The following is a 12,497-nucleotide window of genomic DNA, read 5'->3' as shown; positions in this document are numbered from 1 at the left end:
CCACAATGACCCCCGCGCCGACTACTCCTTTCAGCCACACGGCGTCGACGTTCGCGCGCTGGAGTACGGCATGCCGCCAACGGCGGGTGAAGGCATCGGCATCGACCGTCTGGTGATGTTGCTGACCAACTCACCGTCGATCCGCGATGTGATCCTGTTCCCGCACATGCGACCGCAAGCGTAAACGTTTCAGTTAAAAAGCCGCCTAAAACAGGCGGCTTTTTATTGCCTGTCTGGTACAAATGTATCAATTGGTTACTTTGGAATTAGCAGAGGAAGTCCGGTCGTGATGGGTGCAATAGCTCAAGAAGGTGCAGCGGGTATCGCCACTGCGGTCGCTGAAAGTGTTCAGTACCAGGGTCGCAAGGCCAGCCGACAGGGCAGTGAGCAGCGTCGCCAGGACATTCTCGACGCGGCGATGCGCATTGTCGTGCGTGATGGCGTGCGCGCCGTGCGTCATCGTGCGGTGGCGGCCGAGGCCGGTGTGCCGCTGTCGGCGACCACGTATTACTTCAAGGACATCGATGACCTGCTCACCGATACCTTCGCGCAATACGTCGAGCGCAGCGCGGAATACATGGCCAAGTTGTGGAACAACAACGAAGGCCTGTTGCGTGAGATGGTCGTCAGCGGTGATGGCAGCCCGGAGTCGCGTTCGCAACTGGCGGACGATATTGCGCGGTTGATGGCCGACTATGTGCACCGGCAGTTGGTCAACCGTCGCGAGCATTTGATGGCCGAGCAGGCGTTCCGACAGGAAGCGTTGCTTAACCCGGGGCTGGCGATTCTGGTGCGCTCGCATCAGCAGATTCTGTTGCAGGGCACCTGCCAGTTGTTTCAGGTGCTGGGCTCGCGCGAACCGCAACAGGATGCCAAGGTGTTGACGGCGATTATCGGACGGATGGAATATCAGGGCCTGCTCAACGAAGCCGAGCCTTTGGCCGAAGAAGACATGCTCGGCATTCTGACGCGCTACATGCACCTGGTGCTCGCGTCGGTCTGATCCTCTGGGGAAACACCGAACCCTGTGGGAGCGAGCTTGCTCGCGAAGACGGACTGACATTCAACGTTAATGTTGGCTGTGCTGACGCTTTCGCGAGCAAGCTCGCTCCCACAGTTTCGGTGGCGTATTCAAGGGCGGCGAATGTTCATAGGGAGTATTGAATGAAAGCCTGGCGTAGCGTGCTGATCGCCTTGTCGTTCCTGCTGCTCAGTGGTTGTCTGGTGACGTTCAAGGAACCGCTGGCCGCCAGTGAACCGGCGCCCAAAGGCTTGCTCGGCAAATGGTCGAGCACCAATGCCTGGGGTGAGCCGATGAACCTTGAGCTGACGCGCCTGGGCAATGACCGCTATCAGGCCGTCACGTATTTCAAAGCCAAACCCCGCGAGCGCGAAGCCTATCCGTTCACCGTCTCGCGCCACGGCAGCCGCTGGTACCTGTCGGCGAAAGTCCCGGCGCAGTATGGCGGCCACTTCACCATCGCCGGTTTCGAACTCACCGATAAACACGAATTGGTGGTTTACAACCTCGATCTCGAACAGATCAATCAGGCGATCAAGCAAAAAGCCCTCGACGGTCAGGCCTTCCAGACCGACGATGGCGACGGTGTGCAAGTCGACAGCAACCTCGACAAGGTCTTTGCTTACCTCGACGATCCGGCCAATTCCGATGTTTTCGTCGAAGCCGTGCGCTACCAGCGCCAGGCCCGCGCCCAATAATTCATTACGTCAGGTTTTCTACAGGAGTTTCGGGTGGACGATTACCAGCAGACGATACGCATGTTGTCCGACCGCATTGTGCTGGCGCAGACGCCGATCCGTGTCCTCGACGCGGTCAAGTGGGACGAGAACATCCGCAAGGGTTTTCTCAAGGCCAAAGGCAAGGAAATGCCGGCGATCGACCGCGATTACTACCTCAATCGACCACTGAGTTTCGATTCGAGCAAGGTCAAACTGGAATTCCAGAACATCGAGCGCGACATCACCCGCCAGCTCGGTCAGTTCAACCCGGTCGGGCAGATCATGCGGCGCATGTGCAAGGAGTACCGCATGGTCGTGCGCATGCTCGAAGCGCGCGGCACCGAGGATTTCGGCCTGATCTCGCAAGAGTTGTACGGCGCCGCGTCCGATGCGTTTCACGCCGGCGACCCGACCCTGGCCGACCTCGGCCTGATGATGTCCGACTACCTCAACAACATCGATGGCCGTGGCGACTTGAAGGATGAGCCGAAAACCCTCACCGCCAAAGACGCCGTGCACCTGTTGCAGACGCGTCTGAACAAGGTTTTTGGCGAGGCCGAGGAAACCATTCGCGTGTTCGAGTCCGACGGCATCGTTGCCGACGCGGCGGCGGGCGCCGACTACATCAAGATCCGCACCGACGCGATGTTCAACGATCGCGACGTGCGCGCGCTGGAAGTTCACGAAGGGCTGGTGCACGTCGGCACCACGCTCAACGGTTTGAACCAGCCGATTTGCACCTTCCTCTCCAAAGGCCCGCCGTCGTCGACGGTCACCCAGGAAGGCCTGGCGATCCTGATGGAGATCATCACCTTCGCTTCCTACCCGAGCCGCCTGCGCAAACTGACTAACCGCACCCGCGCCATTCACATGGTCGAGGAGGGCGCCGATTTCTTGCAGATTTTCGAGTTCTTCCGCGAGCAGGGCTTTGAAATGGCGGAAAGCTACGGCAACGCCAGTCGAGTGTTCCGTGGATCGACGCCGACGGGGCTGCCATTCACCAAAGACTTGTCCTATCTCAAGGGCTTTATCATGGTTTACAACTACATTCAGTTGGCCGTGCGTAAGGGCAAGCTTGAGCAGATCCCGCTGTTGTTCTGCGGCAAAACCACGCTGGAAGACATGCGTACCTTGCGCCAGTTGGTGGATGAAGGATTGGTGGTGGCACCGAAATATCTGCCGGATCAGTTCCGCGATTTGAATGCGTTGTCGGCGTGGATGTGCTTCTCCAACTTCCTCAATCACTTGAGCCTGGACCGGATCGAAGCCGACTACTCCAACATCCTTTGAGCAACTGATATTCCCTGTGGGAGCTGGCTTGCCAGCGATTGCAATCTGTCAGTCAATATTGATGCTGGCTGATCCGCCGCCATCGCTGGCAAGCCAGCTCCCACAGGGTTATTCGTTGTTCCCTGAATCGTTTTGCCAATTTCCTTTGCGAGGTTTCACCGGATGAGAATCCTCGGCATTTTCTGCCTGCTCCTGACCCTCAGCGGTTGCAGCTCGTTATTGTTCTACCCCGAACCGGGCCAGATCTTCACCCCGGAAAAAGCCAAACTCGAATACCGCACCGTCACGCTGGTCACCGCCGATGGCTTGAAGCTCAACGCCTGGTGGCTGCCGGCCAAACCCGGTGTCGAGGTCAAAGGCACCGTCCTGCACCTGCACGGCAACGGCGGCAATTTGCCGATGCATTTGGGCGGCAGTTGGTGGTTGCCGAAGAACGGCTATCAAGTGCTGCTGGTCGACTATCGCGGTTATGGCTTGTCCGAGGGCGAGCCGAGCCTGCCGGCGATCTATCAGGACATCGACGCCGCGTTCGCCTGGCTGGACAAGGCACCCGAGGTCAAAGGCAAGCCGTTGGTGCTGCTCGGCCAGAGCCTTGGCGGATCGATGGCCGTGCATTGGCTGGTGCAGCATCCGGAGCGGCAGAAGCAGCTGAAGGCGCTGGTGCTTGATGGCGTGCCCGCCAGTTACCGCAGCGTCGGCCAATACGCGCTGAGCACGTCGTGGCTGACCTGGCCATTCCAGGTACCGCTGTCGTGGCTGGTGCCGGATGGCGACAGTGCGATCAACTCGATGCCGCAGCTGAATGGCGTGCCGAAACTGATCTTTCACAGCATCGACGATCCGCTGGTACCGCTTTCCAACGGCATCCGTCTGTATCAAGCTGCGCCGCCACCGCGCGTGCTGCAACTGACTCGCGGCGGCCATGTGCAGACCTTTGGCGACCCGGTGTGGCGCCAGGTGATGCTGCGCTATCTGGAAGATCCCGAGCATTTCAACGGCCTGCGCCGCCTCGGTGAAATCCCCAATTACCCGACACCCCCGAATTCTGAAGATGAGAGTCCGCAATGACTGAAGAACGCAACGCCATCCCGCTGATCATCACCGGTATCTGCAGCATCCTCGGCACCGTCGGGGCGCTGTGGTACTACGGTTACCTGCACTTCGCCAAACCCGAAGATGCGTTGCTGCTCAACGAATTCACCATGCTCAAAACGGTGCCGGGGGAGGATTACAAAGTCTCGCTGGAGCCGGCAGCGCAAGTGGCGCAGTGCATTGATGGCGTGCTGGTGTTGTTTGATACCGAGCAGAAAGGCCTGACCGGTGTGCTGATCAATGCGCAGAAAAAAGCCGTGCGCTGCATGGGCGAAGAGACCCCGCAAAAACTCCAGCCTTAAAAGCCAAAGATCGCAGCCTTCGGCAGCTCCTACATTGGAATGCGTTCCCTGTAGGAGCTGCCGAAGGCTGCGATCTTTTGATCTGAAAAAAGCCCCGCCTGATCACTCAGGCGGGGCTTTTACGTTACAGCCTACAGCTTAGTTCGAGCTAACAGCCGAACGTGGCACAACCGGCTGGTTGTCGTTGGAAATGGTCACTTCCACACGACGGTTTTGCGCACGGCCCGAAGCGTTGCTGTTCTCGGCAACCGGATATTCCTTGCCGTAGCCCTGAGCGACGATGCGCGCTGGATCAACGCCCATTTTCACCAGTGCGGTACGCACGGAGTTGGCGCGACGCTCAGACAGGGTCTGGTTGTGGCTGGCAGTACCGGTGCTGTCGGTGTAACCCTCGACGATCACTTTGCGATCCGGGTTTTCCTGAAGGAACTGCGCCAGTTTGTTGATGTTGACCAGACCGCTGGATTTCAGGTCAGCACGATCGGTAGCGAACAGCACGTCACCGAAAGTCACCAGCGTACCGCGATCGGTCTGCTTGGCGTTCAGGCTGTCCTGCAGCTGTTTGATCTGCTGATCACGGGCATCCAGACGCGCTTGAGCACGTTGGGCGGCGGCGTTTTTCAGGTTGTTTTCAGCGGTGCGCAGGGCGATGGTCTGCTTGGCCACTTCTACGCGCTGATTGGTCAGGTAAGCCAGTTGGTCAACCTTGGCCGCGTCTTGCTTGTCCAGATAAGCCTTGTCGGCTTTGTCCAGGTAATCGCTGGCGTCTTTGGTTTCCAGCGCTGCGACTTTGCTCGCCTGCGGGTTGGCTTGCAGGCCGGCGTAGTTGGTGCGCGCGTTTTCCAGATTCGGGTTAGGCGGAGTGGAGCAGGCAGCCAGGGCAACGCTTGCGGCCAGAAGAGCTGGGATCATCAGTTGCTTACGCATAATTTGTCGTCCTTTCTATCGATAAAAGTTTCAGCTTTGCGGTCGGGATGCGCGCTTATTGCACGGTGCGCTGACTTTCCTGACGCAGTTCCTGAACACCTTTCTGGGAATCCTTCACGGCTTGTTCAGCCTTGGCTGCCTGAGCTTTGCGTTCGGCTACGCGAGCGTCCCACTCGGCTTGCTCGGACAGGGTGCGCGCCTCGTCATACTTCTTGTCGTGCATGGCGATTTCGGCTTGTTTCAGTTTGTCCTGCGCTTGCTTCATCTCGACCGCTGCGAACTCGGTACCGCCAGCGCTGACGGCGCTGTTCACGGCCGATTGCGTCACGGCGTATTGCTCGGTCGGTGGATTACCGGCGCAACCGGCCAGAACGAAGCTGGTGCCGATCGCCAGAGCAGCCAGTTTCAGACCGCGCAGGTGGGTAAACGAGGTTTGGTTTTTCATGGTCTTCAACTCCATTAGGCATCTCCTGAAAACATCTAAATCCATCCTGGTCGAGGAGCCGAAAAGCGTCGTGTGAAAGGCGTTTTTGAAACGCTCGTTCCAGGCGTGGTTACAGGTTCCGACCGGAGTGATTTTTCAAAAGTTCAGAAAAGATGGCTAATCGCCAAAATAATTTTTGACTGAATGGACAAGGCTCTAAAGCGGGAACTTTGGCGGGATAGAGCGGTACGCGCGGGGTTCTAAAAGCCAGAAAACACACGATTTTCAAATTGAAATACGATCCCTGTAGGAGTGAGCCTGCTCGCGAAAGCGGTGTGCCAGTCACCATCAATTTTGACTGATACACCGCTTTCGCGAGCAGGCTCACTCCTACAGTTTGATCTGTGTTGTGTCAGTGTTTTTGTTTGCCGGCAGCGGCCGAGAGGTCATGCAGGTGCCTTCTCGACAGCGCCAGAAAACGCGGCGTAGGTCCGACGTCCTCGTACAGCGGATCACCTTCCTCATCCGTCGCCACTACCGTCGAACCTTTCACATACGGCAGGCTCGCTTCGAACTCTTCAAGCGCGGCGCCAATCAGTTCGCCGAGCAATTCTTCTGCATGCCGTTTGGGGTACATCTCGGCAATCGCGGCCAGTCGCGCAGCCGCTTCAACGTCCAGATGAATCGTGTAGCCAGTGTCAGTCAGGCGACCTTTGGCGTTTTCTTCCCAATGCTGGGCGAGTTCACGAATTTTCATGATGACCTCATTTCGCACCTGCTCATGGCAGGTCTGGGTGAGTGTCCGCCGGGGCCGGCGGCAAGCCGTTGTACGGCTTACTGTTGAGACTAGCTTTCGGCCACAAGGTTTAAAGTCCCTTGGTCGGATGCTTGTAAGAAGCGCCGTAGAGCGGCACTCTCTAGGTCATGCACTCGTTTCTAAGCCGTCCGGATTACTGCTGGGGAATTGCTGATGACCGATATTGATGCACGCTTGCGCGAAGACGTTCACCTGCTCGGAGAGCTGTTGGGCAACACCATTCGAGACCAGTACGGCGAGGCGTTCCTCGACAAGATCGAGCAGATTCGCAAGGGCGCCAAGGCCGATCGCCGAGGCTCGATGGACGCTGAACTGAGCGCCAGCCTCAATCAATTGAGCGAGGACGAATTGCTCCCGGTGGCGCGCGCGTTCAACCAGTTTCTCAATCTGGCGAACATCGCCGAGCAGTATCAGTTGATCCATCGGCGCGAAGAGTCGCAGCCGGCGCCGTTCGAATCCCGCGTATTGCCCGAGTTGCTCGCACGTTTGCGCAACGAAGGCCACAGCGCCGAATCGCTGGCCCGCCAGCTGTCGCGACTGGAAATCGAACTGGTGCTGACCGCGCACCCGACCGAAGTGGCGCGGCGCACGCTGATCCAGAAGTACGACGCAATCGCCGCGCAACTCGCCGCGCAGGATCATCGCGACCTGACCAGCGCCGAACGCGAGCAAATTCAAAACACTCTGCAACGGCTGATCGCCGAAGCCTGGCACACCGAAGAAATCCGCCGCACGCGACCGACGCCGGTCGACGAAGCCAAGTGGGGTTTTGCGGTGATCGAACATTCGCTGTGGCAGGCGATTCCCAACCATATGCGCAAGGCTGACAAGGCCTTGTTTGAAGCGACCGGCCTGCGTTTGCCGCTGGAGGCGGCGCCGATTCGCTTCGCGTCGTGGATGGGCGGCGACCGTGACGGCAACCCCAACGTCACCGCCGCAGTGACCCGCGAAGTGTTGCTGCTGGCGCGCTGGATGGCCGCCGATTTGTACCTGCGCGATGTCGATCATCTCGCGGCCGAACTGTCGATGCAGCAGGCCAGCGATGCGCTCAAAGCCAAGGCGGGCGACAGCGCCGAACCGTACCGCGCAGTCCTTAAGCAACTGCGCGAACGCCTGCGTGCGACGCGCAACTGGGCACACGCCGCACTGACCGCGCCAACGCCTGCGCCAGCCGATGTGCTGAGCAACAATCGCGATCTGCTGGATCCGCTGGAACTGTGTTTCAACTCGCTGCACGAATGCGGCATGGGCGTAATTGCCGACGGGCCGTTACTCGATTGCCTGCGTCGCGCGGTGACGTTTGGCCTGTTCCTCGTGCGCCTCGATGTGCGTCAGGATTCGTCGCGGCACAGCTCGGCGATGACTGAAATCACCGACTACCTCGGCCTCGGTCGCTACGAAGATTGGGATGAAGAACAGCGCATCGGCTTCCTCACGCAAGAGCTGACTAATCGCCGGCCACTGCTGCCGGCGCACTTCAAACCGTCGGCCGACACTGCCGAAGTGCTCAACACCTGCAAGGAAATCGCCGCCGCACCGGGGGCTTCGCTCGGCTCCTACGTGATCTCCATGGCCGGCGCCGCTTCCGATGTGCTCGCCGTGCAACTGCTGCTCAAAGAGTCCGGCGTGTTGCGGCCGATGCGTGTGGTGCCGCTGTTCGAAACCCTCGCCGACCTCGACAACGCCGGGCCGGTGATGGAGCGACTGTTGCTGTTGCCGGGCTACCGCGCAAGGCTGCAAGGCCCGCAGGAAGTCATGATCGGTTACTCCGACTCGGCCAAGGACGCCGGCACCACCGCAGCGGCCTGGGCGCAATATCGCGCGCAGGAACGCTTGGTGGAAATCTGCCATGAGCAGCAAGTTGAATTGCTGCTGTTCCACGGTCGCGGCGGCACCGTCGGCCGTGGCGGTGGCCCGGCGCACGCGGCGATTCTGTCGCAGCCACCGGGGTCGGTGGCGGGGCGTTTCCGTACCACTGAGCAGGGGGAAATGATTCGATTCAAATTCGGCCTGCCAGACATCGCCGAGCAAAACCTCAATCTGTATCTGGCGGCGGTGCTTGAAGCGACGTTGCTGCCACCGCCGCCACCGACGCCGGAATGGCGCCATCTGATGGACGAATTGGCGGCCGATGGTGTCAGTGCTTACCGTCAGGTGGTGCGAGAGAATCCGCAGTTCGTCGAGTATTTCCGTCAGTCCACACCGGAGCAGGAGTTGGGCCGCTTGCCGCTCGGCAGTCGTCCGGCGAAACGCCGCGCGGGCGGTATCGAAAGTTTGCGGGCGATTCCGTGGATCTTCGGCTGGACGCAAACGCGGCTGATGCTGCCGGCGTGGCTCGGCTGGGAATCGGCGTTGAGCAAAGCGCTGGAGCGCGGCGAAGGCGAGTTGCTCGGGCAGATGCGCGAGCAATGGCCGTTCTTCCGCACGCGCATCGACATGCTGGAAATGGTGCTGGCCAAGGCCGACGCGGACATCGCGTTGTCCTACGACGAGCGTCTGGTCGAGGCGGATTTGCTGCCGTTGGGCGCGCAGTTACGCGACCTATTGTCGCAGGCGTGCGCGGTGGTGCTTGGTCTGACCGGTCAGTCGCAGCTGCTGGCGCATAGCCCGGACACCCTCGAATTCATCCGTCTGCGTAACACTTACCTCGACCCGCTACATATATTGCAGGCCGAGTTGCTGGCCCGTTCACGGCAGCAGAATGTCGAGCAGGGCAGCCCGGTGGAACAGGCGTTGCTGGTGTCTGTGGCGGGGATTGCCGCCGGTTTGCGCAACACCGGCTAACGATTTTGTCGTGGCATGCGGCACCGGCCAGATGCGCCGGTTGCCGCTTTGCCTGACGAGCGAAAGTGCCGCCAGGCGACAGTTAATGATGGGGTTGCGACTTGGGTCACCGCGTCGCAGGGTCGCGGCGGGCGAAGGTTTCTCCGACTTTTGGCGTCTTGTGTGGGCGCAGCCTGCTGTGTATCTTGATCAGCCTTTGGCCGTTTCTGCGGCCACGTCCCGTATTTTCAGGATTCGTCCCAAGAGGCGAATCCTTTGTTTTGTAAAAGCTTTTTATAAAAAAATTGAGGAGCACATCTAATGCGCGTCATTCTGCTGGGAGCTCCCGGGGCCGGTAAAGGTACTCAGGCAAAGTTCATCACCGAAAAATTCGGCATTCCACAAATTTCCACCGGTGACATGCTGCGTGCAGCGGTCAAGGCCGGTACTCCGCTGGGCGTGCAAGCCAAGAGCATCATGGATGCCGGCGGCCTGGTGTCCGATGACCTGATCATCGCACTGGTAAAAGATCGTATCGCTCAGGCTGACTGCGCCAACGGCTTCCTGTTCGACGGCTTCCCGCGCACCATTCCGCAGGCGGAAGCACTGGTTACCGCCGGCGTCGAGCTGGACGCTGTGGTTGAAATCGCAGTTGAAGACGAAGAAATCGTTCAACGCATCGCCGGTCGTCGTGTTCACGAAGCCAGCGGCCGCGTTTACCACATCGTCTACAACCCGCCGAAAATCGCTGGCAAAGACGACATCACCGGCGAAGAGCTGGTACAGCGCAAGGACGACACTGAAGAAACCGTGCGTCATCGCCTGTCGGTTTACCACTCGCAGACCAAGCCGCTGGTGGAGTTCTATCAGAACCTGTCCGCCAAAAATGCTGGCAAGCCGAAGTACAGCCACATTCCAGGCGTAGGTTCGGTTGATGCAATCACCGCCAAGGTGCTGGCAGCGCTGAGCTGAAAAGTCTGAATCGCAGCATCATCCACGGCCCGCTTGCGGGCCGTAGTTGTTTATACTGACGCACTTTTCCCCACCCCTGTTTTGGAAACATCGATGAGCACCTTGCTGGCCCTGGACACCGCGACTGAAGCTTGCTCCGTTGCCTTGCTGCATGACGGCAAGGTCACGAGCCATTACGAGGTGATCCCGCGCCTGCACGCGCAGAAGCTGCTGCCGATGATTCAGCAACTGCTGGCCGACGCTGGCACCACGTTGCAAGCGGTCGATGCGATTGCCTTCGGTCGCGGGCCGGGTGCGTTTACCGGGGTGCGGATTGCCATTGGTGTGGTGCAGGGCCTGGCGTTTGCGCTGGATCGCCCGGTGTTGCCGGTGTCCAACCTGGCGGTGCTGGCGCAGCGGGCTTTGCGTGAACATGGCGTGAGCCAGGTCGCGGCGGCCATCGATGCGCGCATGGATGAAGTGTATTGGGGCTGCTATCGCGAGACGGCGGGGGAGATGCGTCTGGTCGGCGCCGAAGCGGTGCTGCCGCCGGAAGTGGTCGCGCTGCCGGCGGATGCCAGTGGCGACTGGTTTGGTGCCGGCACCGGTTGGGGCTATGCCGAGCGCATCGCAGTCAATCTGACGGGCTCGGATGCGGGCATGCTTCCTCATGCAGAAGACTTGCTGACTTTGGCGCGTTTTGCCTGGGAGCGCGGCGAATCGATTCCGGCGGACGATGCGCAACCGGTTTACCTGCGCGACAAAGTCGCCACACCCAAGGCTCGTTGAGCCTTTAAAAGATCGCAGCCTTCGGCAGCTCCTACAGTTGGAATGTGATCCCTGTAGGAGCTGCCGAAGGCTGCGATCTTTTGATTTTCAAAACACCAATCGTCAGTTTCCACCCCCTCGCTTTAAACCTTTTGCGCTTTATGTGTTCTAGTTATCACTCGGCAGTTTGCTAAGTCGGCCCGGTGCCGCTAAATTGCCATCATCGATACCGAGCATGAATTTATGCGTATAGACGGCCTCTCCTCTCAGTCCTACCCCATCAAGCGCAAGCCTCGCAAAGGCAATGTGACCGTGGATGAATCCGTCGACGATATCGACGGCGAGCTGGAATTCCCGACTGAGGAGCAATTGGCCGCACGTGCTGCCGCCAAAGCCACCGCGCAACGCCTGAGCAATCTGCCCGCCCGCCAACAAGACATGATTTACCACCGCGCCATGAGCAAAAGCGTAGCGATGGCCCTCGCCAGCTACCTGAGCACCGCCGGTTTTGTCGATTGGGATGCAGACGTGCTGGGCCTCGATCTGTACATCTGATGGATTTGCCTTACTACCTCGGTTGCCCGTCCTGGAGCGAAAACGCCTGGCGCGAGTATCTCTACCCGGTAGATGCAAAAACCTCTGACTTCCTCAGTCTCTATTCTCAAGTGTTCAACGCCGTCGAAGGCAACACGACCTTCTACGCCAGCCCGTCGCCGGCCACCGTGCAGCGATGGGCCGAGGTCATGCCCGAACACTTTCGATTTACCGCTAAATTCCCCGGCGACATCAGCCACAGCGGCGACTTGCGCGAGCAACTGACCGCCGCCGAAACCTTCCTGCAATTACTCAAACCCCTCGGTCAGCGTGTTTCGCCGTTGTGGCTGCAATTATCGAAAAGCTTCACGCCACATCGGCTGCCGGAACTGGCGGCGTTCATTGATGCGCTGGATTGCCCGCTGGCGGTGGAAGTGCGCCATGAACAGTTCTTCGCCAAGGGTGAGAGCGAACGCCTGCTCAATCGCTTGTTGCTCGACCGTGGCGTCGAGCGCATCTGCCTCGATCCGCGTGCGCTGTTCAGTTGCCTGTCGACCGAATCCTCGGTGATCCACGCGCAATCAAAAAAGCCCCGCGTGCCGACGCGCCCGGCGGCGTTCACGCAATTCCCGCAGGTGCGCTTCATCGGCCATCCCGAGCTTGAGGCCAACGACACCTTCCTCGTGCCGTGGGTGGCGAAAATCGCCGAGTGGATCGAAGAGGGGCGCACGCCGTACATCTTCCTGCACACCGCCGACAACCTGTTGGCGGCGAAGCTGGCGCAACGTTTTCACGCACAATTGATGCAACGTTTGCCTGGCCTGCCATCGCTGCCTGAGCTATACAGAGAGCCCGCCGCCGAGCAACTTGGCCTGCTCTGAGGCGGATT

General features: G+C 59.5%; 14 protein-coding genes. 11 read left to right on the top strand and 3 right to left on the bottom strand.

Going from position 1 to position 12,497, the window contains the following annotated elements:
* From ACIP66_RS19750 to ACIP66_RS19725, 6 genes are all read left to right on the top strand, one after another.
* The coding region (locus ACIP66_RS19750; RefSeq protein WP_400650177.1) for an amino acid--tRNA ligase-related protein at positions 1–184 on the top strand (184 nt) is incomplete at its 5' end.
* A 105-nt stretch (positions 185–289) separates the two neighbouring features.
* Positions 290–1,003, top strand: a complete 714-nt coding sequence (locus ACIP66_RS19745) for a TetR/AcrR family transcriptional regulator (RefSeq protein ID WP_159813794.1) — start codon at positions 290–292, stop codon at positions 1,001–1,003.
* A gap of 161 nt (positions 1,004–1,164) precedes the next feature.
* Positions 1,165–1,719, top strand: coding sequence for a hypothetical protein (locus tag ACIP66_RS19740; RefSeq protein ID WP_400650174.1), 555 nt, complete (start codon positions 1,165–1,167; stop codon positions 1,717–1,719).
* A 60-nt stretch (positions 1,720–1,779) separates the two neighbouring features.
* Positions 1,780–3,030 (top strand): flavohemoglobin expression-modulating QEGLA motif protein, encoded by a 1,251-nt coding sequence (locus ACIP66_RS19735; protein WP_177323295.1) that lies wholly within the window; start codon positions 1,780–1,782, stop codon positions 3,028–3,030.
* 162 nt (positions 3,031–3,192) lie between these two features.
* On the top strand, positions 3,193–4,098 hold the full coding sequence (locus ACIP66_RS19730; protein ID WP_053117543.1) for an alpha/beta hydrolase: 906 nt from the start codon (positions 3,193–3,195) through the stop codon (positions 4,096–4,098).
* Complete coding sequence (locus ACIP66_RS19725) at positions 4,095–4,424, top strand: hypothetical protein (protein ID WP_053117545.1); 330 nt, start codon at positions 4,095–4,097, stop codon at positions 4,422–4,424. Before ACIP66_RS19730 ends, ACIP66_RS19725 begins: the two co-directional genes overlap by 4 nt.
* A 138-nt stretch (positions 4,425–4,562) precedes the next feature.
* On the opposite strand, the gene ACIP66_RS19720 is transcribed toward ACIP66_RS19725, so the two are convergent.
* The 3 genes from ACIP66_RS19720 to ACIP66_RS19710 form a co-directional block, all read right to left on the bottom strand.
* Complete coding sequence (locus ACIP66_RS19720) at positions 4,563–5,351, bottom strand: OmpA family protein (RefSeq protein ID WP_053117547.1); 789 nt, start codon at positions 5,349–5,351, stop codon at positions 4,563–4,565.
* Between the two features lie 55 nt (positions 5,352–5,406).
* Complete coding sequence (locus ACIP66_RS19715) at positions 5,407–5,811, bottom strand: DUF4398 domain-containing protein (protein WP_034154861.1); 405 nt, start codon at positions 5,809–5,811, stop codon at positions 5,407–5,409.
* 376 nt (positions 5,812–6,187) lie between these two features.
* The gene (locus ACIP66_RS19710) at positions 6,188–6,532 is read right to left on the bottom strand and encodes a hypothetical protein (protein WP_008078374.1); all 345 of its coding nucleotides are present in this window, start codon (positions 6,530–6,532) and stop codon (positions 6,188–6,190) included.
* A 213-nt stretch (positions 6,533–6,745) separates the two neighbouring features.
* On the opposite strand from ACIP66_RS19710, the gene ppc reads away from it, so the two are divergent.
* From ppc to ACIP66_RS19685, 5 genes are all read left to right on the top strand, one after another.
* On the top strand, positions 6,746–9,376 hold the full coding sequence (ppc, locus tag ACIP66_RS19705; protein ID WP_400650169.1) for a phosphoenolpyruvate carboxylase: 2,631 nt from the start codon (positions 6,746–6,748) through the stop codon (positions 9,374–9,376).
* A 300-nt stretch (positions 9,377–9,676) separates the two neighbouring features.
* The gene (gene adk, locus ACIP66_RS19700; protein WP_400650166.1) at positions 9,677–10,327 is read left to right on the top strand and encodes an adenylate kinase; all 651 of its coding nucleotides are present in this window, start codon (positions 9,677–9,679) and stop codon (positions 10,325–10,327) included.
* Positions 10,328–10,420: 93 nt separating this feature from the next.
* Positions 10,421–11,095 carry a tRNA (adenosine(37)-N6)-threonylcarbamoyltransferase complex dimerization subunit type 1 TsaB gene (tsaB, locus tag ACIP66_RS19695; RefSeq protein ID WP_212543967.1) on the top strand — a complete coding sequence of 225 codons (675 nt, stop codon included), beginning with the start codon at positions 10,421–10,423 and terminating at the stop codon, positions 11,093–11,095.
* A 222-nt stretch (positions 11,096–11,317) separates the two neighbouring features.
* Entirely contained in the window at positions 11,318–11,629 is a 312-nt protein-coding gene (locus ACIP66_RS19690; protein WP_159813042.1) for a hypothetical protein, read from the top strand.
* The gene (locus tag ACIP66_RS19685; protein WP_400650161.1) at positions 11,629–12,489 is read left to right on the top strand and encodes a DUF72 domain-containing protein; all 861 of its coding nucleotides are present in this window, start codon (positions 11,629–11,631) and stop codon (positions 12,487–12,489) included. Before ACIP66_RS19690 ends, ACIP66_RS19685 begins: the two co-directional genes overlap by 1 nt.
* Positions 12,490–12,497: the final 8 nt, after the last annotated feature.

Source organism: Pseudomonas sp. NPDC088429, assembly GCF_044753305.1.
GTDB lineage: Bacteria > Pseudomonadota > Gammaproteobacteria > Pseudomonadales > Pseudomonadaceae > Aquipseudomonas > Aquipseudomonas rustica.
This window is presented reverse-complemented; position numbering and strand designations above follow the sequence as displayed.

Excerpts from the sequence above, each read along its gene's own strand:
- ACIP66_RS19715 (WP_034154861.1), bottom strand. The coding sequence starts at position 5,811 with ATGGAGTTGAAGACCATGAAAAACCAAACCTCGTTTACCCACCTGCGC.
- ACIP66_RS19720 (WP_053117547.1), bottom strand. The coding sequence starts at position 5,351 with ATGCGTAAGCAACTGATGATCCCAGCTCTTCTGGCCGCAAGCGTTGCC.
- ACIP66_RS19730 (WP_053117543.1), top strand. The coding sequence starts at position 3,193 with ATGAGAATCCTCGGCATTTTCTGCCTGCTCCTGACCCTCAGCGGTTGC.
- ACIP66_RS19725 (WP_053117545.1), top strand. The coding sequence starts at position 4,095 with ATGACTGAAGAACGCAACGCCATCCCGCTGATCATCACCGGTATCTGC.
- ACIP66_RS19685 (WP_400650161.1), top strand. The coding sequence starts at position 11,629 with ATGGATTTGCCTTACTACCTCGGTTGCCCGTCCTGGAGCGAAAACGCC.
- ppc (WP_400650169.1), top strand. The coding sequence starts at position 6,746 with ATGACCGATATTGATGCACGCTTGCGCGAAGACGTTCACCTGCTCGGA.
- ACIP66_RS19710 (WP_008078374.1), bottom strand. The coding sequence starts at position 6,532 with ATGAAAATTCGTGAACTCGCCCAGCATTGGGAAGAAAACGCCAAAGGT.
- tsaB (WP_212543967.1), top strand. The coding sequence starts at position 10,421 with ATGAGCACCTTGCTGGCCCTGGACACCGCGACTGAAGCTTGCTCCGTT.
- ACIP66_RS19745 (WP_159813794.1), top strand. The coding sequence starts at position 290 with ATGGGTGCAATAGCTCAAGAAGGTGCAGCGGGTATCGCCACTGCGGTC.
- ACIP66_RS19735 (WP_177323295.1), top strand. The coding sequence starts at position 1,780 with ATGTTGTCCGACCGCATTGTGCTGGCGCAGACGCCGATCCGTGTCCTC.
- adk (WP_400650166.1), top strand. The coding sequence starts at position 9,677 with ATGCGCGTCATTCTGCTGGGAGCTCCCGGGGCCGGTAAAGGTACTCAG.
- ACIP66_RS19740 (WP_400650174.1), top strand. The coding sequence starts at position 1,165 with ATGAAAGCCTGGCGTAGCGTGCTGATCGCCTTGTCGTTCCTGCTGCTC.
- ACIP66_RS19690 (WP_159813042.1), top strand. The coding sequence starts at position 11,318 with ATGCGTATAGACGGCCTCTCCTCTCAGTCCTACCCCATCAAGCGCAAG.